21 protein-coding genes and 1 tRNA gene are annotated in these 24,573 nt (G+C 63.1%); 10 read left to right on the top strand and 12 right to left on the bottom strand.

The annotated features are described in order from the left end of the window. The first annotated feature begins 22 nt into the window (after window positions 1–22). On the top strand, window positions 23–1,333 hold the full coding sequence (gene purD, locus PYR64_RS15455; RefSeq protein ID WP_039242858.1) for a phosphoribosylamine--glycine ligase: 1,311 nt from the start codon (window positions 23–25) through the stop codon (window positions 1,331–1,333). A gap of 2 nt (window positions 1,334–1,335) precedes the next feature. Then, window positions 1,336–2,274: a phosphoribosylaminoimidazolesuccinocarboxamide synthase gene (locus PYR64_RS15450; RefSeq protein ID WP_079580979.1), complete on the top strand. Its 939-nt coding sequence runs from the start codon at window positions 1,336–1,338 to the stop codon at window positions 2,272–2,274. A gap of 70 nt (window positions 2,275–2,344) precedes the next feature. Here PYR64_RS15450 and PYR64_RS15445 read toward each other — a convergent pair whose 3' ends face one another. After that, window positions 2,345–3,610 carry a helix-turn-helix transcriptional regulator gene (locus PYR64_RS15445; RefSeq protein ID WP_018777057.1) on the bottom strand — a complete coding sequence of 422 codons (1,266 nt, stop codon included), beginning with the start codon at window positions 3,608–3,610 and terminating at the stop codon, window positions 2,345–2,347. Between the two features lie 124 nt (window positions 3,611–3,734). On the opposite strand from PYR64_RS15445, the gene PYR64_RS15440 reads away from it, so the two are divergent. Then, on the top strand, window positions 3,735–3,950 hold the full coding sequence (locus tag PYR64_RS15440) for a hypothetical protein (protein WP_018777056.1): 216 nt from the start codon (window positions 3,735–3,737) through the stop codon (window positions 3,948–3,950). A 93-nt stretch (window positions 3,951–4,043) separates the two neighbouring features. On the opposite strand, the gene PYR64_RS15435 is transcribed toward PYR64_RS15440, so the two are convergent. From PYR64_RS15435 to PYR64_RS15410, 6 genes are all read right to left on the bottom strand, one after another. Beyond that, window positions 4,044–4,397 carry an SdpI family protein gene (locus PYR64_RS15435; protein ID WP_275776112.1) on the bottom strand — a complete coding sequence of 118 codons (354 nt, stop codon included), beginning with the start codon at window positions 4,395–4,397 and terminating at the stop codon, window positions 4,044–4,046. A gap of 206 nt (window positions 4,398–4,603) precedes the next feature. After that, a tRNA-Pro gene (locus PYR64_RS15430) sits at window positions 4,604–4,680 on the bottom strand. Window positions 4,681–4,779: 99 nt separating this feature from the next. Next, a complete protein-coding gene (locus PYR64_RS15425; RefSeq protein ID WP_275776110.1) occupies window positions 4,780–6,612 on the bottom strand; it encodes an ABC transporter ATP-binding protein in 1,833 nt (610 codons plus the stop codon). Further along, entirely contained in the window at window positions 6,609–8,408 is a 1,800-nt protein-coding gene (locus PYR64_RS15420) for an ABC transporter ATP-binding protein (protein ID WP_110503674.1), read from the bottom strand. Before PYR64_RS15420 ends, PYR64_RS15425 begins: the two co-directional genes overlap by 4 nt. Window positions 8,409–8,559: 151 nt before the next feature. Beyond that, the gene (locus PYR64_RS15415; protein WP_110503675.1) at window positions 8,560–9,507 is read right to left on the bottom strand and encodes a metallophosphoesterase; all 948 of its coding nucleotides are present in this window, start codon (window positions 9,505–9,507) and stop codon (window positions 8,560–8,562) included. 3 nt (window positions 9,508–9,510) lie between these two features. Beyond that, window positions 9,511–11,865 carry a transglycosylase domain-containing protein gene (locus PYR64_RS15410; RefSeq protein WP_082010240.1) on the bottom strand — a complete coding sequence of 785 codons (2,355 nt, stop codon included), beginning with the start codon at window positions 11,863–11,865 and terminating at the stop codon, window positions 9,511–9,513. Between PYR64_RS15410 and PYR64_RS15405 the strand changes: the two genes are divergently transcribed. Genes PYR64_RS15405 through PYR64_RS15395 form a run of 3 tightly spaced genes read left to right on the top strand, consistent with a single transcriptional unit; the run spans window position 11,864 to window position 13,487 of the window. Beyond that, a complete protein-coding gene (locus tag PYR64_RS15405; protein ID WP_011775990.1) occupies window positions 11,864–12,019 on the top strand; it encodes a DUF4177 domain-containing protein in 156 nt (51 codons plus the stop codon). The genes PYR64_RS15410 and PYR64_RS15405 overlap by 2 nt on opposite strands. Window positions 12,020–12,021: 2 nt before the next feature. Continuing rightward, window positions 12,022–12,558, top strand: a complete 537-nt coding sequence (locus tag PYR64_RS15400; protein WP_018777050.1) for a RidA family protein — start codon at window positions 12,022–12,024, stop codon at window positions 12,556–12,558. Between the two features lie 17 nt (window positions 12,559–12,575). Further along, complete coding sequence (locus tag PYR64_RS15395; RefSeq protein ID WP_018777049.1) at window positions 12,576–13,487, top strand: NUDIX hydrolase; 912 nt, start codon at window positions 12,576–12,578, stop codon at window positions 13,485–13,487. Between the two features lie 224 nt (window positions 13,488–13,711). Here the strand turns inward: PYR64_RS15395 and PYR64_RS15390 are convergent, their stop codons facing one another. Further along, window positions 13,712–14,389 (bottom strand): Crp/Fnr family transcriptional regulator, encoded by a 678-nt coding sequence (locus PYR64_RS15390; protein ID WP_011775987.1) that lies wholly within the window; start codon window positions 14,387–14,389, stop codon window positions 13,712–13,714. A 236-nt stretch (window positions 14,390–14,625) separates the two neighbouring features. Between PYR64_RS15390 and PYR64_RS15385 the strand changes: the two genes are divergently transcribed. Further along, window positions 14,626–15,810 carry a MarP family serine protease gene (locus PYR64_RS15385; protein ID WP_110503676.1) on the top strand — a complete coding sequence of 395 codons (1,185 nt, stop codon included), beginning with the start codon at window positions 14,626–14,628 and terminating at the stop codon, window positions 15,808–15,810. Between the two features lie 97 nt (window positions 15,811–15,907). Continuing rightward, a complete protein-coding gene (gene aroQ / locus PYR64_RS15380) occupies window positions 15,908–16,372 on the top strand; it encodes a type II 3-dehydroquinate dehydratase (protein WP_018777047.1) in 465 nt (154 codons plus the stop codon). Between the two features lie 85 nt (window positions 16,373–16,457). Here the strand turns inward: aroQ and PYR64_RS15375 are convergent, their stop codons facing one another. The 4 genes from PYR64_RS15375 to PYR64_RS15360 form a co-directional block, all read right to left on the bottom strand. Further along, window positions 16,458–18,629, bottom strand: a complete 2,172-nt coding sequence (locus tag PYR64_RS15375; RefSeq protein ID WP_275776093.1) for an alpha-galactosidase — start codon at window positions 18,627–18,629, stop codon at window positions 16,458–16,460. A 123-nt stretch (window positions 18,630–18,752) separates the two neighbouring features. After that, window positions 18,753–20,117 (bottom strand): sugar ABC transporter substrate-binding protein, encoded by a 1,365-nt coding sequence (locus PYR64_RS15370; RefSeq protein ID WP_275776092.1) that lies wholly within the window; start codon window positions 20,115–20,117, stop codon window positions 18,753–18,755. 71 nt (window positions 20,118–20,188) lie between these two features. After that, on the bottom strand, window positions 20,189–21,115 hold the full coding sequence (locus PYR64_RS15365; protein ID WP_039242850.1) for a carbohydrate ABC transporter permease: 927 nt from the start codon (window positions 21,113–21,115) through the stop codon (window positions 20,189–20,191). 9 nt (window positions 21,116–21,124) lie between these two features. Next, window positions 21,125–21,946, bottom strand: a complete 822-nt coding sequence (locus PYR64_RS15360) for a sugar ABC transporter permease (protein ID WP_110504012.1) — start codon at window positions 21,944–21,946, stop codon at window positions 21,125–21,127. A 350-nt stretch (window positions 21,947–22,296) separates the two neighbouring features. On the opposite strand from PYR64_RS15360, the gene PYR64_RS15355 reads away from it, so the two are divergent. Together PYR64_RS15355 and PYR64_RS15350 are read left to right on the top strand one after the other, a co-directional pair. Further along, window positions 22,297–23,496: a Gfo/Idh/MocA family oxidoreductase gene (locus PYR64_RS15355; RefSeq protein ID WP_064721405.1), complete on the top strand. Its 1,200-nt coding sequence runs from the start codon at window positions 22,297–22,299 to the stop codon at window positions 23,494–23,496. A gap of 14 nt (window positions 23,497–23,510) precedes the next feature. Further along, window positions 23,511–24,530 carry a LacI family DNA-binding transcriptional regulator gene (locus PYR64_RS15350; RefSeq protein WP_039242847.1) on the top strand — a complete coding sequence of 340 codons (1,020 nt, stop codon included), beginning with the start codon at window positions 23,511–23,513 and terminating at the stop codon, window positions 24,528–24,530. Window positions 24,531–24,573 lie beyond the last annotated feature (43 nt).

Below are 24,573 nucleotides of genomic sequence, written 5' to 3'. Positions count from 1 at the left end.
ACACAAAGTACCCTTGAAGACTGTGAAGGTACTCGTCATTGGCCCAGGCGGCCGCGAACACGCCATTGTCCGCTCTCTGCTTGAAGACCCCAACGTTTCCGAGGTCCACGCGGCCCCCGGCAACGCGGGCATCAGCAAACTCGTGCCCACGCACGCTATTGACGGGAACAACCCGGAAGCCGTCTCCGCCCTGGCCACCAAGCTGGGCGTGGACCTGGTAGTTGTTGGCCCGGAAGCGCCGCTGGCAGCCGGTGTCTCCGATGCCGTGCGCGAGGCCGGCATTCCGGTGTTCGGCCCCAGCAAGGAAGCCGCCCAGCTGGAAGCTTCCAAGGCGTTCGCCAAGCAGATCATGGCTGAAGCGAACGTTCCCACGGCCATGGCCCGGGTGGCCGAAAACGCAGGGGAAGCCGCAGACGCCCTGGACACCTTCGGCGCTCCCTACGTCGTCAAGGACGACGGACTGGCCGCAGGCAAGGGCGTCGTCGTCACCAAGGACCGCGCGGAGGCCCTGGCCCACGCGCAGACCTGCTTCGACGCCGGTGGAACCGTGGTGATCGAGGAATTCCTTGACGGCCCCGAAGTTTCCCTGTTTGTCCTCTGCGACGGCCGGACCACGGTCCCGCTGTCCCCGGCACAGGACTTCAAGCGCATCTTCGACAACGACGAAGGCCCCAACACCGGCGGCATGGGTGCCTACACTCCGCTGGAGTGGGCCCCCGAAGGCTTGGTCCAGGAAGTCATCGACCGTGTCGCCCAGCCCACCGTGGACGAGATGGCCCGCCGCGGCACGCCCTTCATCGGCGTCCTGTACTGCGGTTTGGCCCTCACCTCGCGCGGCACGCGCGTCATCGAATTCAACGTCCGTTTCGGCGATCCGGAGACCCAGGCTGTCCTGGCCCGCCTCAAGACGCCGCTCGGTGCGCTGCTGCTGGCAGCTGCCAAGGGCGAACTGGACACCGCCGAAGAGCTGCGCTGGTCCAAGGACACGGCAGTCGCCGTCGTCGTTGCTGCCGAGAACTACCCTGACGCACCCCGCACAGGCGACCGCATCCGTGGCCTGAAGAAGGTCGACGAACTGGACGGTGTCCACGTGGTCCATGCCGGTACCAAACTGGACGACGAAGGCAAGGTTGTCTCCGCCGGCGGCCGCGTCCTGGCGGTTGTGGCGCTCGGTTCGGATCTGGTGGAGGCCCGCGAGAAAGCGTACGACGGCGTCGAGCTGGTTCAGCTTGAAGGCTCACAGTTCCGTACGGACATCGCAGGCAAGGCCGCCCGCGGCGAAATCCGGGTGCCGTACGCGGCCACCGGCACCATCCCGAAAGTGCAGGCCTGAACATGACTGAATCCCTTCCCGCAGGCGGTTTCAAGACCGAGACCCTGGATCTCCCCGGTTGGACCCACGTCTACTCCGGCAAGGTCCGGGACCTCTACGTCCCCGCCGATGAAGCGATCACGGAGAAGATCGGCCAGGAATGCGTCCTGGTTGTCGCCAGCGACCGCATCAGCGCCTACGATCACGTCCTCAGCAGTGAGATCCCGGACAAGGGCCGCGTCCTGACCCAGCTTAGCCTGTGGTGGTTCGAGCAGTTGGACGTTGAGCACCACGTGCTGGCCTCAACAGTCGAAGGCGGAGTGCCTGCCGAGGTCGAGGGCCGGGCCATGATCTGCAAGAAGCTGGACATGTTCCCGGTGGAATGCATCGCCCGCGGCTACCTGACGGGTTCGGGCCTGGCTGAATACAAGGAGCACGGCACCGTCTGCGAGATCCCGCTGCCTGAGGGCCTGGTTGATGGCTCCCGCTTGGAGAAGGCACTGTTCACGCCCTCGGCGAAGGCCGAGGTTGGCGAGCACGACGTCAATATCACCTACGACGACGTCGTGGCGATGGTGGGCGATGACATTGCTGCCCGCCTGAGCGAGCTCACGCTGAAGATCTACACCCGCGCCGAGGAGATCGCCCGTGAACGCGGCATCATCCTGGCCGACACCAAAGTGGAATTCGGTATCGACGCCGCCACCGGTGTGATCACCCTTGGTGATGAGGTCCTTACGCCTGATTCCTCGCGGTTCTGGGATGCGTCCACGTACGCGCCCGGCAAGTCGCAGCCCTCGTATGACAAGCAGTACGTCCGTGACTGGCTGACTTCCGCCGAATCCGGCTGGGACAAGTCCTCGGACACCCCGCCGCCGGCACTTCCCGCCGACGTTGTGGAGCGCACCCGTGCCCGTTACGTGGAGGCTTACGAGAAGCTCACGGGCCGCACGTTCGCGTAAAGCCCCAACTGAGTCGCAGTTCATGTCGTTTTGAGCTCATAACGGCATGAACTGCGACTCACTTGTTTAATCAGGCTTGGGAGTGTTCCTTCGCAGCCCGGCGCTCGGCCAGGCGGATCTCCAGGACGGCGTCCATGGCTTGCTGGACCCTGTCCGAGGCTCCCGCGGCGCTGAAGTCGTGTTGGGCTTCCTCCAGGAACTTCAGAGCTTCCGACGCTTCTCCTGCAGCCTTCAACGACTTACCCAACAGCAGTGAAACTTCGCCGGCCGTGTGGCGGGCCAAGACCTTGCGGTCGGTGTGGATTTCGCGGAGTTTCTCGACGGCGGCCGGAATGTCGCCGGTGAGATAGAGCCACCGGGCGCGGATGAAAGCGACCTCCAACTGGTCCGTCTTGTTGCCTCCCACGATCGACAGCGCGAGTTCTGCACGTTCAATGGCGGACAGGGTTTCCGGTTCCACGATGCCGGAAGACAGTCGTACCGCTGCCGAAGCCTTGTTGAAGCGGGCCCACAGCTCGATGTCATTGGCGGGGGAGAGCAGTTTGGCGGCGCGTTCGTGGTGTTTGATGCCCTCCACGTAGTCGTGCCGCATGAAAGCGACGTTGCCCACCACCCACGCGACCTCACCGGCCAACTGGGACATGGAATGTTCGTCCATGTGCTCGATCATCGCCAGGCAATACTCCCAGGCCTCATCCAGCTTGCCGCTCTCAGCCAATGCACCGATCAGCGCGCGGTGCGCGCCAATGATGAGGGTGGAGCCCTTGGGTAGTTGCTCGCTGAGCTTCACTGCCTGCTTGGCATGCTCGACGGCGGTGGCCAGCTGCCCTTGTCCGTGGCACACGGCGGCAAGCATCTGCCAGGCGCGTACTCCGAGGCCGGCGGATTCGGTGGCCATGGGGTGCTCCAGCAGGTGCTCAACGATCTGCTGGCATTCCTTGAGCTGGCCTTGCTTCATCACGCACTCGGCCTGCATATAGGTCATGTTCCACCAGGCGCTGTTGTTCTTGGCCTCGAGGGCTATTTGCGCTGCGGTGGCGGCGTGGCTCGCGGCGAGTTGGTAGTCCCGCAGGTCCCACGCCTGGCGGGCGTACAGGCCGGCCAGGACGTACTCGGCATCGCTGACGGAGACGGGTTGGCTCCACGCTTCCAACGCTTTGGGAGCCAGTTCCAGCCGGCGGGCCAGCTCTTCGATGACCTCTGCCGTAGGTTCGCGCCTGCCGGTTTCCAGCAGTGAAATGTAGCTGGGCGAGTACAGGTTCTTGCCGAGCTCTGCCTGCGTTAACCCGCGTTCGAGCCGTTCGGCACGTAGTTTCTCGCCGAATCCGTTTCCCACGGGTCCCTCCTACAGGTGTCTTTTGACCAAAACCTTGACAGTCTCTGTGGAAAACATTTTACAATGTATGTCAACAGGGACCGCGCAATTTCCGTAACGAATCCGACTCGCATTGGGGTACATCATGTTCAAGAAAATCTTCGCGTCAGTGGCCTTGGCAAGCGCACTGACCGCCACGGTTGCAGTTCCCGCAGTCGTCTCTGCCGCTTCGGCAGCAGACTCCTCCACCGTAAGCGCCATCGGCAACTGGCCTGATCCCATGCGCATTGCTGCGCCGACCAAGTCAGCGGACACCACCTATACGCCGATGTCCATCGGTAACTGGCCGGATCCAATGTAAATCAATTGTAGTTAGTAAAACCCCGGGGCGTGACGAGCGATGCCCCGGGGTTTTACTTTTGCCCATTTTGGCGTGCAATGGCGCCGGGAATATTCATTCGCTCAACGATTCACGTTTGGCAGCACCCGAAGCCACAAAGGCCGCAACGACGATGAACAGCACCACCCCGGCTGCGGTGATCGAAGCCAGGGTTGGCGGTTCCAGCGTGGGAAACAGAAGTATGGCCGCCGCACCTGCAGCAGAGCAGATGCCTCCCACGATCACGTAGGGACCTGCTGCCTTGTGGCCCACAATCCACGCTTCCTCGGAAACCGTGGTGGCCGGCAAACGGATCCCGACCAGGGAGTTCATGGGGAGCTTGCCCTTGATGCAGATCGACCCCATGACGATGAGCAGGGCTCCCATGGCGCCCAGGATTACGATGAGCTGGATAAATTCTGTCTGCATTCTCTGGCCCTGCCCGTTCTGCGATTTCCTAGAACCCGATGTCGATGGCGCCAGGATGCTGCGCTGACCCTTGACAGCGTAGTGACAGCGTTCTCCCGTGCAAACAGAAAAAGCGCAGCCTGTGGATAACCGCGACGAAAGCGGCTGGACTTGGACAGAAATGGCAACAAAAAATGGCGCCGATTTCTCGACGCCATTTTCGTGTTTGGTCGGGATGACAGGATTTGAACCTGCGACCTCTTCGTCCCGAACGAAGCGCGCTACCAAGCTGCGCTACATCCCGATCCGCTGCGAAAGCAACTGTTCAAGAATAGCCGAAACGTCCCGTGATGCGAAATCGGGGAGAGGGTGTCCCTCGCCACACCCGCACCCGGCACCACGACTACACCAGTGAGTCCCGCCAAGCCCCGTGCAACTGCGCAAAGCGTCCGCCGCCGCTGATCAGCTCGGCGGGCGTCCCGTCCTCGACGATGCGCCCGTCGTGGACCACCAGCACCCGGTCGGCCGTCTCCACGGTTGAGAGGCGGTGGGCAATGATTATGGCCGTTCGGGCAGCGTTCCCGCCGGCGACTCCCTCCAAGAGTTGAGCCAGTCCTTGCTGGACCATCCGCTCGGAAGGAATGTCCAGGGAGGATGTAGCTTCGTCCAGAATCAACACGGCCGGCGCGGCAAGGAAGGCCCGGGCAAAACCGATGAGCTGCCGTTGACCCGACGACACCCGGCCGCCGCGTTTGTTGACGTCCGTGTCGTAGCCCTCGGGCAGGCTCGTGATGAATTCGTGCGCACCAACTGCTGCGGCGGCGGCCTCGATTTCGGCGCGGGAAGCCTCGGGGCGACCCAAAGCAATGTTGTCGGCAACCGAACCGCTGAAGAGGAAGGCCTCCTGGGTCACCATCACCACGGCGCGGCGGAGGTCCGTCGTCGCCAGGTCCCGCAGGTCCACTCCATCCAAGGTGATGGCGCCGGACGTGACATCGTAGAAGCGGGCCACCAGCTTGGCCAGTGTGGACTTACCGGCACCTGTCTGTCCCACCAAGGCGACCGTCTGTCCGGCTGGAATGTGCAGGTCCAAGGTAGGAACTACCAACTGGCCGTCGCTGTAGCCGAACTCCACGCCCTTGAAGTCGATCTCCCCGCGTGAGCTTTTCAGAGGCACCGGGTTTTTCGGCGGACGGACGGTGGGTACTTCTTCCAAGAGTCCGGACACCTTTTCCAGCGCTGCCTGGGCACTCTGGAAGGAGTTGTAGAACATGGCCATCTGGTCCACCGGCTGGAAAAAGCGTTTGGTGGAGAGGATCAGGGCGAGCAGGACGCCTACTGCGAGGTCGCCGCTGAGCACCCGGAAGCCGCCAAACAGCAGGACCACAGCCACGCACACGTTACCGATCAGCACCAGTCCGGGTTGGAAAATGCCGTTCAGGTTGATGGAGCGAACAGTGTTCTTGCGGTAGTCCTCAGCCAGTTGGCCATAGCGGTCCGCGTTCTCGCGCTCCTTGCGGAACGCCTTCACAGCGCGGATACCCGTCATGGTCTCCACAAAGTGCACGATCAACCGGGCCGAGACTACCCGGGATTCCCGGAACGCGATCTGCGAGTGTTTCTGGTACCAACGCGCCAGGAAGAACATGGGGACACCGGCCGCGAGCATGATCAGGCCACTCCGCCAATCCAAGGCAAACACCGTGAATGCCGTGAATAGCATGAACAGCATGCCGGAGGCGAGCGAACTAACCCCGGAATCCAACAGCTCTCGCAGCGCTTCCAGGTCCGAAGTTTGCCGGGCGATGATGCGTCCCGAGGTGTACTTCTCATGGAATTCCAGGCTCAGGCGCTGCGTGTGCCGGAAAACGCGGAGCCGCAGGTCCAGGAGCATCGCCTGGCTCAACCGGGCCGTGGAGGTCACGTAGAGCGCGGTCATTCCGGCCGTGGCGATCGCAGCGGCCAGATAGAGGGACCCAGCCAGCACTAAGGGGCCGTTGTCGCCTGCCTGAAGTGCCGGCAAGGCGTTGTCGATCCCAAAGGCGATCAGTGCCGGCCCCGCTACGCGGGTGAGCTGCGAAACAACCACCATCACAATCGTCAACCAAAAACGTAACCGCACCGGACGGATCAACGAGGCAAGCAAGGCGAGTGACCGGCGTCGTACGGCTTTGCTGTCAGCCTTGCTGAGGAGGGTGTTGTCCTCGTTGGCGGTTCCAAAGGTTGCGGCGCTCACCGGCGGGCCTCCTCAGCTTCTTCGAGTTCGTCCAGTTCTGTATCAAGGTCCTTCGGACCGGCATCCAGGCTGGCGATGACGTAACGGTAGTGGTCGTTTTCGGCCAGCAGTTCCGTGTGGGTTCCGACGGCGGTGATGGTCCCGTTTTCGAGCAAGGCCACCCGGTCGGCCAACGCCACAGTGGAGGGACGGTGCGCCACGATCAGCGTGGTGGTCTCGCGGAGAACCTCACGCAGTCGGGCCTCAACGCGTTCCTCGGTATTCACGTCCAAAGCGGACAGGGGATCGTCCAGCACCAGGACTTTCGGCTTGGCGGCGATGGCGCGGGCCAGTGCGATGCGCTGCCGCTGGCCACCGGACAGGCTCAAGCCTTCCTCTCCGATGAGGGTGTCCACGCCGTCCGGCAGGGAGTAGGCAAAGTGCGCCTGCGCCACGTCCAACGCCTCATCCAGCGCGGCGTCGCTGGGATCGGGAGCGCCCAGGAGCACGTTGTCCCGGACAGAACTGGAGAAGAGCGTGGTGTCCTCGAACGCCACTGCAACCACCTTGCGGAGTTCGTCGATGTCGAAGTCGCGGACATCCACGCCGTCGATGGTTACTGCACCGGCTGTGACGTCGTACAGGCGGGGGACCAATTGAAGCAGCGCGCTCTTGCCGCTTCCCGTGATGCCCACCAAGGCCATGGTTTCGCCGGGACGGATGTCCAGGGTGATGTCGTGCAGGAGGGTGCCGCCGTCGTCGAACCCAAAACCTGCATGGTCAAAGCGCAAGGCACCCTTGACGGTTTCCGGCACCACGGCCGTCTCCGGGGAGGTGATGGTGTTCTCGGTGTCCATGACCTCGAAATGCCGGTCCAGCGCGGTCTTGGCCGTGAGCGCCATGGCCAAGAGCATGCCGGAAAATTCAACCGGGGTAGCCACCACGGCTGCGGTCGCGAAAAAGGCGACCAAGGCACCAATGCTGAGCTGACCGCTCGCGGCGAGCATGACGCCAACCACCAGCCCGACACCCAAGGCGAGTTCCGGCAGCAGTGTCACCACCAAGGTGAAACCGGCCTGCTGCTTGGCTTTCGCGATCTCCGTCTGGCGCAGTTCCTCAGCCTGGCCATTGAAGTTCTCCAGTGCCTCGCGGCTCCGTCCGAACGCCTTCAGGACACGGATTCCGTGGACGGATTCCTCAACGGTGGTGGCGAGGTCGCCGGCCTGGTCCTGGCTGAGCCGGGCCACCAGGCTGAAGCGCCGCCGGAACCGGAAAGAATTGATCATGATCGGCACCGCGGCGGCGAGGAAGATGAGCGCCAGCTGCCAGCTCATGGAGAACATCACGCCGACGCCGATGATCACCGTCAGTGTCGTGACCACCAGCATGATCGCGCCGAACGCCATCCAACGGCGCAGGAAGCTGAGGTCCGTCATGGCGCGGGAGAGCAGCTGCCCGGAACCCCAGCGGTCATGGAACGCCACCGTGAGCTCCTGCAGGTGCCCGTAAAGGGTCACGCGCATCCGGGTCTCCACGGTGGTGGCCGGGTTGATCACGAACTGGCGGCGCAGAGCCACCAGTCCTGCTTCGGCGATGCCCAGAGCAAGGATCACGACGGCGGCAATCCAGACGGCGTCCGTGGAACCGCCGGGCTGCAAGGAGTTGTTGACCAAGACCCGCAGGACTTGCGGGATGGTGAGCGCGACAATGCTGGCCAGCAAGGCGCAGATCAGGCCCATGAAGAGGCGCGGGAGGATGGGCCGTACGTGAGGGTACAGGCGGCCGACGGAGGTGAAAAATGACGTTTGCTTGGACATGCCCGCTTCTCAACAGCTGGATCTTCAGATGGTGCGGATGTAGTTTCCCGTAGCAACTACCCTATGCCATGGCGTGATTCGTTTCACAGGACCACGCACCCCAGGTGAAATGTTTGACCCAGTTATTGGGAATCGTAATGCTGCCCGCAGTTCAGCTGCGGGCTGTGAGCGTCAGCAGTACAGCCTCCGGGCGGCACGCGATGCGGACCGGGGCGAAGCGGGAGGTGCCGATGCCGCCCGAGACGTTCACCGGCGTCGTGAATCCATCGCTTTCCCAATCGTGGAGGCCTTTGGCCCGCCAGGTGGGGAGGTCGCAGTTGGAGACCAAGGCGCCGTAGCCGGGGATGCAGATCTGGCCGCCGTGAGTGTGACCGGCGATGATCAGGTCAGCGCCCGCCTGCGTGAAGTGGTCCAGCACGCGTTGGTACGGAGCATGGATCACGGCGACTTTGAGGTGCGGCCGGGCATCCTGGTTTACAGTGCCGCGGGGCCAGCCTGCGTAGCGTTCGCGGCCCAAGTGGGGATCGTCGACGCCCGAGAAGTCGAACCGCAGGCCGTTGAGCACCACGGACTGGGCGCGGTTGGTGAGGTCGATCCAGCCACTCATGCCGAAGGCCGAGCGGAGCTTGGGCCAGTCGAGCTGGAGGGGCTCGGTTTTAGGTTTCGAAGGACCACGGAAGTAGCCCGCCGGGTTCTTGATCCGCGGCGCGTAGTAGTCGTTGGAACCTGGAACGAAGACCCCGGGGAACTCCATCAGGGGCCTCAAGGCCTGGATGAGGGGGTCAATGGCCTTGGTGTGGCTCAAGTTGTCGCCCGTGTTGACTACAAGATCGGGTTTGAGGTCCGCCAGGGAATGCAGCCATTGCGTCTTCTTGACTTGGCCGGGGACAAAGTGGATGTCGCTCAGGTGCAGGACACGAAGGGGTGCCGAGCCCTCGGGGAGAATTGGCAACGTTTCGTGGCGGACCTCGAACTGGTCCTTTTCCCACCACCCGTAGGCGGCAGCCGCTGTACCTGCGGCTGCCCCGACGGCTGCAGTGACGGCAAAACCGCGCCCGAAAGAACGGGCGCGGTTTGCCAGTGAATCAGCGAACGTCACTCGTTAGTCCTTGCCGGGGGCGTCGCCGCTGTTTCCATTGCCGTTACCGTTGTTGCCGGTTCCGGTGGACGGCGCGGGGTTTGGTGCCTGCTTCGGCGCGGACGGCGTGGTGTTCGACGGCGTGTTGTTGCGTTGCGGTGTCGGCGCACCAGTCAGGTTGGACGGCGGCTGCTGGAACGGGTTGGTGCCGTAGGCCGGAGCGACGGCCAACATGTAGTTGGTGAACTGCGGGCCGGCGATCATATAGCCGTCGATGGACGGGTAGAACTTGCCGTTCACGGTGAGGTTGCGTCCGTAGCGAGACTGATTACCCAAAGGATCACCGAACCAGGAAGCAGTTGCAAGACCGCTGGTGTAGCCAACAACCCAAGTGGAGCCGTTTGAGTCGTTCGTGCCTGTTTTGGCAGCCACCGGGAAGTTGTTTTTTGTTGAAAGGGATGGCCTGATCAGCGAACCGGAACCTGAATTCAGCACTTCCTGCATCGCATAGGCCACACCACGAGCCACCTCGGGCTTCACGGCGTCCTTGCAGCTGGAGGACTGCGCGGGGAGGTCAGCTCCCGACTGGTCCTTCACTGAGGTGATGGCGATGGGTGCACAGTACTTACCATCGGCTGCGAACGTCGCGAAGGCGGTAGCCATGGTCAAAGGAGCTGTCTGGGTTGAACCGATCAGGTTGGCCAGAGTTGTCATGGGGACCTTGGGATTTGGGTCCGTGATTTTGCCTGTGTTGTCGCGGGCGGGGAGGCCGCCATGAATGCCTGTGGCGTCAACGATGCCTTGGATCCCGCACAGATCAACTTGGGCCGCTGAGGCAAACGTGGCTGTGTTAATCGAATTTTTGAGGCCGTACAGGACGGTCATGTTCCTGTAGTAGCCCTCGTCTGAGTTCTGTAGGTCGAAGGTCCCATTTGTTGAGTCGTACCAGCCGACGGTAGGCGCGGGGCATGTGTTCTTCCAAGGGAAGTTCTGCGGATACCTGCGAACGGCCGCATTGACATTGGTTTCCATCGACTTCCCCTCATTCAGCCACTGGGCGAACGTGAAGGGTTTCATCGTGGAACCGGGCTGGAACCCACCGATGCCGTTGAGGTCGTTGCCGTTGGCGTCGACCACATCAACGTTGAAGTTCTGGGTCTGATCGAACTTGCCCTCTTGAGGGAGCCACACGGTGTTCTGAGCCATGCTGACGATCTGTCCCGTGCCCGGCTGGACAGAGACGATTGAGGCGCCCCACTTGTCCGGGTTGGCACCCGCCGTGGCGTCAACCTGCTGCTGAGCCACGTTCTGGGCAGTCGGATCGAGGGTGGTCTGGATGGTCAGGCCGCCGCGCATAACGCGCTTTTCGCGTTCCTCCGTGGTGTCACCGTAAGCCGGGTTGTTCAGCAGGAGGTGCAGAACATAATCGCAGAAGTACGGAGCCATGGTGGCGTAGGCGCAACCCTGGCGGGCCGGGGTTACCTTGGTGGTCACGGGCGTGGCGACAGCTTCGTCGTACTGGGCCTGGGTGATCTTCTTCTGGGCCAGCATGGCGTTCAGGACAAGGTCGCGCCGCATCTTCGAGTTGTCCGGGTTGGTGATCGGATCGAAGGCAGACGGGCTGTTGACCAGGCCGGCAAGCAGCGCAGCTTGGGGAAGCGTCAGGTCTTTGGCGGTGGTGCTGAAGAAGAACTTGGACGCAGCTTCGATGCCGTAGGCATCGCGGTTGAAGAACACGATGTTGAGGTAGCCCTCAAGGATCTGCTCCTTGGAGAACTTCTTCTCCAGGGCGATCGCGAGCTTCATTTCGCGGAGCTTGTCGCCCACGCCCTTGTTAACACCGTTGAGGAGGACGTCGTCACCCTTGCCCGACGCCACCAGTGACTCGTTGATGACGTTGTTCACGTACTGCTGGGTGATGGTGGACGCACCCTGCTTGTTGCCGCGGGCGGTGCTCACCAGTGCTCGCATGATGCCGGTGGTGTCGATTCCGCCGTGCTCATAAAAACGGCTGTCCTCGATGGCGATGACAGCGTCCTTGATGAAAGGGCTCATGGAATCCAGCGGAACCTTGGTGCGGTTCTCTGCGTAGATCGAGGCGATCGGCGTACCGTCTTTCGCCAGGATCGTGGTGTTCTGGCTGGGCGGATCCACTTGCAGTTCCGCCGGCAGAGTGTCAAAGAACTGGATTGAACCACTTGCGGCACTGCCCGAGACGGCAGCGGCGGGGACCAAAAGTCCCGCCACCAGGACGCCACAGATCGCACTCACGCCAAGGAAACCTAAAATCTTTCCGAGGGTGGTGGCAGTATCGAATATGGGGTTCTTGCGAGTCACCATGTTTTCCAGTTTACCGGCAAGGGCTAGGCTTTCTGTCATGACCAAATGGGAGTACGCCACGATTCCGCTCATTATTCACGCCACCAAGCAGATCCTGGACCAGTGGGGCGAGGACGGCTGGGAGCTTGTCCAGGTTGTCGGCGGCCCCGATGGCAAGGGCCTTGTCGCATACCTTAAGAGGGAGAAGCAGTAACCATGACCACCCCCGCAGAAACCACCTCTCCCGCGGAATCCGGCGCCCCGACGTCGGCCGTTGAGCAGCGTCTCGCCGAGCTCGGACTGACCCTTCCCGAGGTCGCCGCCCCCGTAGCCGCCTACGTCCCTGCCGTCGTGTCCGGCAACTACGTTTACACGTCCGGACAGTTGCCCTTTATTAACGGCAAACTCGAAGCTACGGGCAAGGTGTCCTTGGGCGAGTTGGGTGCCTCGGACGAGGCAACTGTTGATCCCGAAGAAGCCAAGCGCTACGCCGCCGTCTGCGCCATTAACGCACTGGCTGCCGTCAAGAGCGTCATCGGCGACCTCGATCGCGTAACCCGCATCGTGAAGGTCGTCGGATTCGTATCCTCCGAACCCACCTTCACCGGCCAGCCCGGCGTCATCAACGGTGCGTCGGAACTTCTCGGACAGGTATTCGGCGACGCCGGCATCCACGCACGTTCCGCCGTCGGCGTTTCCGTGCTGCCCCTCGACTCTCCCGTAGAGGTCGAGCTCATCGCTGAATTCAGCTAAGGAACCGGTTCACCCAATTGCCGCAGCTTGCCCGCCGATTGTTTGTCCTCCCTCCCGAACTTGAGGGGGCAGCACAAAACTGGCTTGAACTCGGCGAGCGGACCCCCAGGGCCGCCCGCTACGCATCATCCGTTGTTCTTCTGCGCGACTCGCCCTCCGGCTTGGAGACCTGGCTTGGATACAGGCCAGGCTCCTCGCCGTTGGGCGTTGTGGCGTTCCCGGGCGGTTCCCTGGACCCGTCCGACGACGACCCCGTCGGTTGGGTGGGCCCCTCACCCCAGCATTGGGCTGAGCAGATGGGAACAGACGACGTCGGACTCGCCCGCCGTCATGTGGTGGGTGCCATCCGTGAACTGTTCGAAGAAACGGGCGTCCTGTTGGCCGGACCCGACGCTTCCTCCACAGTGGAGGCCAACTCCACTGTGGACTGGATGCGTGCCCGCGAAGCCGTGGCCTCCCAGGAGAAGTCCTTCACGGAGATGCTCACCAAGCGTGGGCTTTCCCTGCGGACGGATCTGCTGAAGCCGCTGGTTAACTGGCTCAGTCCGGACTTTGCGCACACCCGCTTCAACACCCGGTACTTTGCCGCAACCGTGCCGGTGAACCAGCAGCCCAGCATCCTTGGCAGCAAAGGTGTGTGGGGCCGATGGGTGTCCGCGGCAGAGGCCATTGCCCTCCGCGAGACGTCCGCCCTCGGCGACGAAATCGCCCAGCCAAACACTGTGGGCCTGGCCCTTGGGCAGCTTTTGGTGCCGGGCTCCGAAATCATGCTGGAAAAGATGGCCCACGCCAACGGGTGCATCGCGTACCTGAGCTACAAGCGCAAAGCCCACGTCTACCAGCCCAAACTGGTGGACGAGGGCGGCATCCTGATGCTCGAAGTCGAAGCCGCCAAGACCGTCGCGGGGGAGCCACAGCGCGAACGCTGACGCTTGCTCACGTTCCGCGTGTTTGAGCCTGACCCTTGCTCACGTTCCGCGTGCTTGAGCCTGATGCTCCCTCACGTTCCGCGTGCTTGAGCCTGACGCTTGCTCACGTTCCGCGTGCTTGAGCCTGACGCTTGCTCACGTTCCGCGTGCTTGAGCCTGACGCTTACTCACTGGACAACAAAAAAGCCGCCCCGGTTCCAAACCGGGGCGGCTTTTCTTGCGCTTTAGCGTGAACGCTGGCGGAGGCGCTGCATGTCGAGAATGACGACGGCGCGGGCTTCCAACCGCAGCCAGCCACGCTGGACGAATTCGGCCAGTGCCTTGTTGACGGTCTCGCGGGAAGCGCCCACAAGCTGGGCCAGTTCTTCCTGCGTGAGCTCGTGGGCAACCAGGACGCCGTCGGTGGCCGGGCGGCCGAAGCGGTCGGCCAAGTCCAGAAGTGCCTTGGCCACGCGGCCGGGTACATCGGAGAAGACGAGGTCGGAGAGGGAGTCGTTGGTGCGGCGCAGGCGGCGGGCCAGTGCCTGCAGCAACTGTGCGGAGACCTCGGGACGCGTGCGAAGCAGTGCGTTCAGGCTCTCGTTCTTGAGGCCGGCAAGGCGGGTCTCGGAGACAGCCGTGGCCGTTGCCGTACGGGGGCTGGGGTCGAACAACGCCATTTCGCCGAAGAGTTCGCCCGGGCCGAGGATGGCCAGCAGGGACTCGCGGCCGTCGGGGGAGGTGCGGCCGAGCTTCACCTTGCCGGAAACGATGAAGTAGAGCTGGTCACCCTGGTCGCCTTCGCGGAACACGGAAGCCCCGCGTGAAAGGTCCACCTCTGTGAGTTCGTCCGTCAGCAAGCGGAATGCGTCGTCGTCAAGGGTGGCGAAGAGGGGTGCGCGGCGCAATACCTCGATGTCCATGAAATCTCCTGAATATAAGTTTCGGTCGTGGCGCTCCAGCCATTGTTTCAGAATTTTTGAGCTTCTGTGACGTACTTGGCACGCGAAACGCTGAAATGGCGCGGGTTTGGGGCGTTCCAGGCCCCAAACGACGGCACGAAAGAGGCGTAAGACCGCCCTGCCGAGGTGATGTGACTAACGGTTGGCTGTCAGGGTGCACAACTACAATTGGCGCTACCCGGCTATGAGGAGCATTGGTGTTTGGCTTGACGATATTGGATTTGGCATTGATCTTGATGCTCCTGTCCTACCTGATCTATGGCCTGCGCAACGGCTTTATGGTCACTTTGGGCGGAATTGCAGGATTCATTGTTGGCGCCATCGCCGCGTTCATTGCCGTACCTCTCGTCAGCAACTGGGTGACCGACAGCGGTTGGAGGCTGACCGCCACGGTGGGTGCCGCCGTCGTACTTATCGCGTTGGGACATGGGCTGGGAACCATGATCGGGCGCAAAATCCGCCACGCGGTGCGGATCAAGCCGCTGCATGCCGTGGACCGGCTGATCGGTGGCGTCGTGAGTGTGGTGGTTGCCGCGCTGGTGATGTCCATGTTGGCCTTCAGCATCAGTTCTTTGGGCGTGCCGTTCGTGTCGCAGCAGCTGGCGGAATCCCGCGTCATCCGCTACATCGACAACATCACGCCCACACCGGTCAAGAGCACCATGGCGCAGTTGCGCTCCACGGTGATCGGCGACGGCATTCCGAAGCTCATTGAAGGCATCGGCCCCGTCACGCCCGTGCCCGTTCCCAATGCATCCACGGACACCCCTGCGTTGAACCAGGCCGCGGAATCCGTACTGAAGATTGCCGGTACGGCCTTCGAATGCGGCCAGAACCAGACCGGGTCCGGATTCGTCGTATCGCCCGGGCGCGTCGTCACCAACGCGCACGTGGTGGCGGGCGTGTCGCAACCCGTTGTGGAAGTTCCCGACGGCGGTGCGTTGCCGGGTCGCGTGGTCTACTTCGACCCCCAGCGGGACATTGCGGTCCTGGCCGTGGACGGACTGCAGTCCAGCCCTCTGCCTCTGAGCCCGGACCTGCCTGACGGAAGCCCCGCCGCTTTCGCCGGCTACCCGCACGGCGGCCCGTTCCAGTCCAAGCCCGCCACGGTGCAAGGAATTTCGCCCATTTTGGTGCCGGACATTTATGGCAACAATCCTTCCCCGGAGCTCGTGTACAAGCTTGCTGGCGACGTTCAACCGGGCAACTCCGGCGGCCCATTGCTGACGATGCAGGGCCAAGTGGCGGGCCTGATCTTCGCCAAGACCACCACGGACGCCGCCCTGGGATTCGCCTTGACCATGACCGATCTGGAACCGGTAGCGGCCCAGGCTCCCGGACTCAGCGAATCGGTCTCCGCCGGGCAGTGCACCCGCAAGTAGCGGCTCTTCTCTCACATGGTGAGTGTTTTAGCTTGGTGCTCTCTCATACTTTGGTCGTGATTCCCGGACACCCGCGAGCAGCTATAGATTGGGAGCCATGACTGAAGCCACCCCCGCCACCGAAGCCGGTCGCGGCACCATCCTTGTGATCAATGGACCCAACCTCAACCTTCTGGGCACGCGCGAACCCGAGAAGTACGGAACCTCCACGCTGGCCGACGTCGAGCAACTCGCCATGACGGCAGCCGCGGCCCACGGGTTCACCGTTGACTGCGTGCAGTCGAACCACGAAGGCGACCTCTTGGATGCGATCCATGCAGCCCGCGGAACCGCCGTCGGAATCGTCATCAATGCCGGGGCCTTCACGCACACGTCCGTGGCTCTCCGCGATGCCCTCGCGGCGGTGCAGCTGCCCGCCGTCGAGGTCCACATCACCAACGTCCACCAGCGCGAAGAGTTCCGCCACCACTCGTACCTCTCCGGCGTCTGCAACGCGGTCATCGCCGGTGCCGGGGTCCTGGGCTACAAGCTGGCCATCGAGTACCTGGCAGAGGCTGTCTAAACCCCTGCCGGTGAGCGAGGGTTCCCGGGAAGCCCGTGAGATGTGAGCTAGGGTTCCCGGGAAGCCTGTGGGATGTGAGTGAGGGTCAGAGGGTGGTGAAACGCAGGAGGACTGCGTGCTCCGGGTTCAGGACGGGCATCGGCAGCCCCACTTCGCCCAGGAACCGCCCGGTAGCCTCTGCCCCGGAAGCCAACCACGGTGCCGGCTTGGCCTCGATGAACGTGTGTCCGTAGTCGGCATCGACGGGGGTCGGGAACAGAAGCTCCACCCGGTAGGAACGTAGAGGATCCAACCCCGGGATCGCCACCCGCCCGATGCGCTCGGCGAAGCTCGTCGCCGTCTTGACCACAGCGAAAAGCGCCGCGGTGGCACCCGCTGGAGTGCCGCCGTCGTGCTCTGAAGCCACGACGCCGTGCACCATCAGTGACTCGTCCGGCACGTCTGCCCGCACCATCCGCCCACTGTGGATCAACGCGCGGTGGTCCTTGTACAAGGCGATGAAGCGCTTGAGCTCCTCGCGATCAGCCCCCGTGACAGAGCGGACGTCCCACTCCATCCCGAAGTGACCGAACAAGGCCGTGATGGCGCGGAACGAAAGGTCGTGGGTGCGTCCGGTCGTATGGGACGTCGCCGGCCCAATGTGCCCGCCGACCAGTTCGGGCGGAACCACCAGGCCGGTCCAGCGCTGGATGGTTTGCCGTTCAAGGGCGTCGTTGCAATCCGAAGCCCAGATCCGGTCCGTCCGCTCCAGGATCCCGAGGTCCACGCGGGCGCCTCCGGAGGAACAACTCTCGATTTCCACGGTGGGGTGCGCCGCCCGGAGGGCATCGAACAACCGGTAGGCGGCCAAGGTCTGCTCATGAACCGAGGCGCGGCCGCCATGACCGTGTTCCAGGAGATCCCGGTTCTGGTCCCATTTGAGGTAGCTGATGGTGTTTTCGCGCAGCAGGGTGTCGATCCGGTCGTAGACGTACTGCCAGGCTTCGGGATTGACGAGGTCGATGACGTGCTGCTGGCGCCATTCGAGCGGAAGCCGGCCGCCGTCCTTGTACGAAGCAGCGGATGGGCCCACGATCCACTCGGGATGCTCACGGGCAATGTCCGAATCCAGGTTCAGCATTTCCGGCTCCACCCAGAGCCCGAATTCCATACCGCGGGACGTCACGGCGTCGATCAAAGGAGTGAGGCCGGCGGGCCACAAAGTCTCATCCACGTACCAGTCACCCAGTCCGGCGTTGTCGGACCGACGCCCCCGGAACCAGCCGTCGTCGAGGACGAACCGCTCAACACCGAGCTCGGCAGCAGAACCCGCCAGTTCGATCAACGTGTCCAGGCTGTGGTCGAAGTAGACCGCCTCCCAGGTGTTGAGGACCACTGGGCGCGGTGTGCCCACATGGTGCGGACGCGAGCGGAACCAGCTGTAAAACGCCTCGCTGATGCCGTCCAGCCCACGGTCGGAGTAGGCAGCAAACAGCGCAGGCGTCGTGTAACTTTCGCCGGGCTGCAAGACGACTTCAGCGGATCCAAGCAGCTCGGATCCACCCACCATGGTCCGGCCATCGGCAACGCTGTCGGCAAACTGCTCGTGATTGCCGCTCCACGCCAGGTGAGTGGCCCACACTTTGCCGTGGCGGTTGCCAAAGCCCGCGGTCCCGGCGGCAAGAAGCAGCGACGAATCGTGGCCTGTGCGGCCGTGGCGTCCGGTGCGGACCCAGGTTCCTTGCTGGATCGCCCGCCGCTGCGGGTGCCGTTCACGGCACCAGCGCCCGGTCAGGTCCAGGAGTTCGACGGCGTCCGGCGCCACCGGGAGCATGGTTGCCAGCTCATCCACCTGGAAAGGCGACGAGCCGTCGTTGGTGGCAGTGTGCCGCATTTCGAGAAGCCCGCCCGGGTGCAAGGTGAGGTTGCTGGTCACCGAGATGCCGGCGTCGGGATCTGACTGAAGCACGACGGCGGTGCTGCCGTCGGTCGTCGCACGCACCACGCGCAGGCGAACGGAGAAGTCAAAGCCGGGTACGCCGTCGGTGATGCGGTGGCCGCGGAGCCCTTGCCTGCCCTGCCACGATGACGATGCCTGGGGGAGGAGCCCGGCGGGGACATTGGCGTCGATGGACGACGGCGGGATGGGTTCGTTGAGGATGGCAAGGTCCGGCAGGGAATCGCCCAGATCTGCTCCCCAGTGGGTGATCTCAGCCTCTCCACGGTGGGTGCTGATCACCAGGCTGGTACCTGCGGAACGGAGATGGAGCGGTTGCATGTTGTGAGTCACTTTCAGCTGGGGTGGGCTCTGGGCCCTGGACGAAAGAGATGTGGGGCCCGTTCTGCGCGCCTGAGGGGCGTCAGAGTGCGCAGAGCGGGCCCCACAACGGGAGGGTTGTTACTACTTCGCGAAGAGTGCGTTGACTTGCTCGTTGGCGGCTGTCAGCGAGCTGGCCGGAGCCTTGCCGGCGAGCACCGCGTCCACGGCAGGCTTCATGATTCCGGAAACCTTGGAGGCGTTGTCCGTGATCGGGAGCATGAAGGTGGTCTTGTCCTTCACATGCTGGGTGAAAGCGCTGACGTCCACGTTCTTGGCCTTGAAGGCGTCTGCGGCCTTCTCGGAGGAGGTGGTGATGGCCGGGAAGACAACAGCCTTCGAAGCTACGATGTCCTGGCAGGCGGCGGAGCCGAGGTATTCCACCCACTTGACGGCGGCGTCCTTCTTCTTGGTGCCGGCCCACACGGAATCGGCCAGGCCGTTGAACATGGAAGCGCGCTTGCCGTCGGGGCCTTGGGGCGTGGGGGCGATGCCGAGGTCGATGCCCTTGTAACTGGTGTACTGGCCGATCATCCAGGAGCCGTTGCTGTTGATGGCGGCCTTGCCTGCACCAAAGTTGTCGGCGGCGTTGGCGCCAACGGTGGTTTCAAGCTTGGGCATGTAGCCCTTCGCAGCGAGCGAGGCCCACCAGCCGATGGTGTCCTGGAGCTTTTTGTCGTCGTAGTTGAAGTGGGTGCCCCAAGGGTTCTTGTCTGTGGTGGTCCAGCCGGTGGTGGCCGACAGGTAGCTCCACTGGGTCTGGCCGGCGTTCTCGGCATCGGAACCCGGGAGGCCCAATCCGTAGACGGCAACGTTGTCCTTGTCGAAGCCGGCTTCGTCGCCGCGCTTGCCGTTCTTGTCGACCGTGAGGTGGGCGATGACCTTCTCGTACGTGCCGCCGTCCTGCGCGTTCCAGGTCAGGGAGCCCATTTGTTCCGGGGTGATGCCGGCGTCGGCGGCCATTTTCTGGTTGTAGAACAGTGCCACGGTGTCCCAGTCCTTGGGCAGGCCGTAGCGCTTGCCGTCCTGGCCCACCCAGAGGTCAGCTAGGCCTTCGTTGTACTGGGAAAGGTCCACGTTGTCCTTCGAGACTGCGTCATCGAGGGCCACCAGCTGCTTGGTCTTGAGGAAGTCCGGGTACTTGGACAGGTGGTCCGTGAAGACGTCCGGTGCAGTACCGGAGGCCATGCCGTTGGTGAGCTTGGACCAGTAGTCGTCCCAACCGGTCTGGGTGATCTTGACGGTGATGTCCGGGTTGGCTTTGGTGAAGTCGGTTGCGCACTGCTGGTAGGCGGGGAGCTGGTTGGCGTCCCAGAGCCAGTAGTTGATCTCGCCCTTGGCAGAGTCTCCGCCGGAACTGCCTCCGGAGTTTCCGCCGGAGCAGGAGGACAGCGCGAGGACGGCGGCTGCCGCGACGGCGACGGCGCCGATTGCCTTCTTGTTCATCATGGTTGGTCCTTTCAGGACTGGATGGGTGCGTGCCGGCGCATGCCGGTTTCCGCGTGAGCAGGTGGAGAGAGCTATTTGGTGCCGTTGAAGCCGATGGAATTGACGATCCGCTTGCCGAAGATGGCGAAGAGGATCAGCACGGGCGTGGCGGACACGAGCGTTGCGGCCATGAGCCCGGACCAGTCCGGAGCGCCTTGCGGGGACTGGGATTTGAAGACTCCCAGTCCCACGGTGAGCACCCTGGATTCCTCGGAGGTGCCTACGAGCAGGGGCCAGAAGTATTCGTTCCACTGACCCATGAAGGTCAGCAGCGCCAGGGTCGCGATCGGGGCAGCGGCGTTGGGCATGATGATCTGGAAGAAGATCCGCCAGTGCTTGGCGCCGTCGAGCATCGCAGCTTCTTCCACTTCCCTGGACATGTTCAGGAAGAACTGGCGCATGAAGAAGATCGCGAACGGCGTCATGAACAGGTACGGCAGCACGAGTCCGAGCATGGAATTGAGCAGGCCCAGGTTCTTCACGAGCAGGAAATTGGGCAGGGCGGTGAAGATCGGCGGGACGAGCATGGTGGCAAGGAACAAGGAAAAGACCGCGTCGCGCCCTTTCCACCGCAGCCGGGAGAATGCGTAGGCGGCCATGGAGCTGAAGAACACCGCGCAGGCTGTCGTGATGCCGGCGAAGAGCAGGGAGTTCCACAGGTACTGCCAGAAATTGATCGAGGCGCCGGAGCCGCCTTCTGCGATGGCTTCGGAGGCCGTCTGGAGGCCGAAGACCCGCTTGAACGCACCCAGGTTGAAGTCGGCCGGGAGCAGGTTGGCGGAGTTGGCGGCGAGGGAGCCGTTGGAGGACAGGGCCGTGCGCAGCACCCAGTAGAAGGGCAGGATGCTGACGGCGATGGCAAGGGTGAGGAGGGTCAGGGCGATGGCGCGGCGCCAGTTGAAGGGGCGGCTGAACGGGCGACGGCGGCCGGTGTTCGTGGGTGAGGTGAAAGTGGTCATGGCGTGTCCTTAGTCCAGGTCCGACTGGTTGCCGCGGAGGAATTTCATCTGGATAAAAGCGACGATGGCAAGGATGAGGAAGAGGATGACAGCCAGGGCGGATCCGTAGCCGAAGTCCTGCTCGTTGAAGGCGCGCTGGTAGATGTAGAACTGCAGCACGCGGGTGGCGTTGACGGGACCGCCGGCCGTGGTGACCGCGACGGTGTCGAAAACCTGGAAGGAACCGATCACGGTTACTACCAGGACCAGTACCAGAACGGGTCGCAGCAGCGGGAGGGTGATCCGCCAGAAAGTGTTCATGGCCTTGGAACCATCGATGCTGGCGGCTTCGTAGACACTGTTCGGGATGGCCTGGAGTCCGGCGAAGATCAGGAGGGCTGTGTAACCCATGTGCCGCCAGGTGTTGATGAGTGCTTGGGTGGGGATGGCCCATTGCTCGCTGCCGAAGAAGGCTACGCGGGGCAGTCCGGTCCATTCGATGATTTGGTTGATGATGCCGATCTGGTAGTCGAGCATCCAAAACCACAGGAGGGCCGCGATGACGTTTGCCATCAGGTACGGCATCAGGAGCGCACCGCGGATGATGGTCGACTTTGCGACGCGGTGCATCAGGATTGCCAGGCCCAGGGCCAGCGCCGTCTGAAGGACGATGTTGATCACTACGTATTCCGCCGTGACGCTCAAGGCGTTCCAGAACAGCGGATCCTTCGCAATGCGTTCGTAGTTCCGTGCGCCGATCCATTCCGGGTCGCCGAGGATGCTGTACTCGGTGAAGCTGAGGTAGATGCCCCGGATGGTGGGGACGAGGTAGAAGAGGATCAATCCGACCATCGCTGGAGCTATGAAGAAGAGTGCGACCTTCAGGTCTCCGATGCCGCGGAACCCGTCGGATGGTTTTCCCCGCTTCCGTGACTTCCGCGGCGCCTTGGCCGAGAGCCCCGGATCCGGTTGCTTGGTGAGCGTGGTCATCGTCGACCCTTTCGTGGGAGTGATGCTGGTAACAACTGGAGGCGAATCTACACGAGTAGATTTTGGCTTGGCAAGAGCTGACGCAAGATTTTGATGAAAAATGTTCAGAAATGTTGTTTCTGTTGACTCGTGTAGATCGTGATGCGAAACTCGTCCGTACGTGTCATGCGACAGACAAACGGCTGCACCCGTAGCCACAGGAAAGGTAAACAATGACGTTTTCGATAGGTGTTGTGGGCGCCGGGCAGTTCGGCAGCCAGTTCGCCCACCTCTTCAAGCTCCACCCCGGTGTCAGCGAGGTCTACGCGGTGGACGAGCTGCCTGAACGCGCCGCCGCAGCGCAGGAGCGCTGGGGGCTGGACGGCACCATGGCCTCCTTCGAGGATCTGTTGGAGTCCGACGTCGATGCTGTCGCCATCTTCACGCAGCGGTGGACGCACGGGCCCTTGGTGGAGCAGGCCCTCCGGGCCGGAAAGCACGTCTACTCAGCGGTTCCCATGGCCATCTCCGAAGAAGAGATCGAGCGCATCATCGAGGCCGTCCGCGAGACGAAACTGGTCTACGCCATGGGCGAGACCAGTTACTACAACCCCGCCACTGTCTTCGCCCGGCAGCAGCACCAAGCCGGCAAATTCGGCCGGATCTTCTACACCGAGGGCGACTACGTCCACGACATGGACCTCGGCTTCTACGAGGCCTACCAGTACAGTGGCGGGGAACGGTGGAAGGAAACTGCCAGCTACCCGCCCATGCTCTATCCCACGCACGCCATCGGCGGGGTCTTGGGCGCCGTGCCCGGACATGCGGTCAGCGTGAGCTGCATCGGGGTCAAGGACCAGCGGGGCGACGGCGTCTTCGACAAGGACGTCAGCATGTTCGCCAATGACTTCTCCAACGCGACCGCACTGTTCGAAATGAACGACGGCGGTGCGATGCGGACCAACGAGATGCGCCGCGTGGGCTACCCCTCGCACATCCGGGAGTCCCGGTTCCGCTTCTTCGGCACCGAAGCCAGCTTCGAGCAACTGGCAACCACCACAGTGTGGCAGGACAAGTCCACCGTGGAGGACGTATCCGAGCAGGTGGAAACGAAGCCCACCATGTCCGCCGACGATCCCTCACTGGCTGACGTGGCTCCGGAGCTGCGGGACGCCTTCATCTCAGGACTGGCCCCGGTTCACGACCAGTCCCGCCTCCCGGAAGAGTTCCTCGGGGCGCCCAATGGACACGAGGGCAGCCACCAATTCCTGGTGGACGACTTTGTGACGGCCGTGAACAACCGCAGCCTTCCGCCGGTCAACGCTTGGGTGGCTGCCCGCTTCACCCTTCCCGGCATCGTGGCCCACGAGTCCGCACTTCGGGGCGGGGAGCGTCTTCCCATCCGCGACTTCGGTGATGCTCCCGTGGAGTAGCTAGCATTTACCCCATGACAACAACAGCTGTACAAACCCCGCGCGGCCCGGTTACACGCAAAGACGTGGCCCGGTACGCCGGGGTGAGTACCGCCGTCGTGAGTTATGTGGTGAACGGTGGGCCCAAGAACGTGGCCCCGGCAACGGAAGCCAAAGTCCGCGAAGCCATCCGCGTCCTCGGCTACCGGCCCAACGCCGCGGCGCGCGCGCTGAAGCTGGGTTCCAGCGAAACCATCGGCGTGGTGGTGCCGGACAACACCAACCCGTTCTTCACCCAGCTTGCCCACGCGGTGGAGGACGCCGCGGCCGAACTTGGCTTCGGCATGGTGCTGACGAACTCGGACGGAAGCCTGACCCGCGAACGCAAGAACATCCGGACCCTCGCTGCCCGGCAGGTGGATGGGGTGTTCCTGGCCAGCTGTGTGTTCGATCCCGACGTCACCGAGTTGGAAGCCTCGGAAATCCCGGCTGTCCTCCTGAACAACGCAGGATCCCCGCCCGGCTTCAACAGCGTCGGAGTCGATCTGGAGGCCGGGGCACGGGCGGCGGTGGGTCACCTGATCGGCCATGGACACCGCAACATCGGCCTGGCAATCGGTACCAACACAGGCAACCAGCTGGATGGCCGTGAGGTCGGCTGGCTCGCCGCCCTGCGCGAGGCCGGGTTGCCGGACGGTCCGATGCTCCACGGACCCTTCAGCCGTCCCGGAGGCTACGAAGTGGGCAAGCGGTTCCTCTCCATGGCGAACCGTCCCACCGCCATCTTTGCCAGCAATGACATGCAGGCCATCGGCATTCTTCGCGCCCTCCACGAAGCCGGTGTCCGGGTTCCCGACGAGTTGGCCCTGGTCTCGTTCGATGGCTCCCTGGACGCCGAATACAGTTGGCCGGCCCTCACCACGGTTGCCCAGCCGGTCAAGGCGATGGCACAAGCGGCAGTCCGGGCCCTGGTGGGCAAGGGGCGCGGCGAGGAACTGCAGCACCAGATCCTGCCTACCGAGCTCATCATCCGGCAGTCGTGCGGCTGTCAATAGCTCCGCCGAGGTGGCATTTGATGACAATGTTTGATGGGCGGTT

The organism is Paenarthrobacter sp. Y-19, from assembly GCF_029223985.1.
Classification (GTDB): domain Bacteria; phylum Actinomycetota; class Actinomycetes; order Actinomycetales; family Micrococcaceae; genus Arthrobacter; species Arthrobacter nicotinovorans.
Note: the sequence above shows the minus strand (reverse complement) of the source record. Positions and strands in the feature narration are given on the sequence as shown.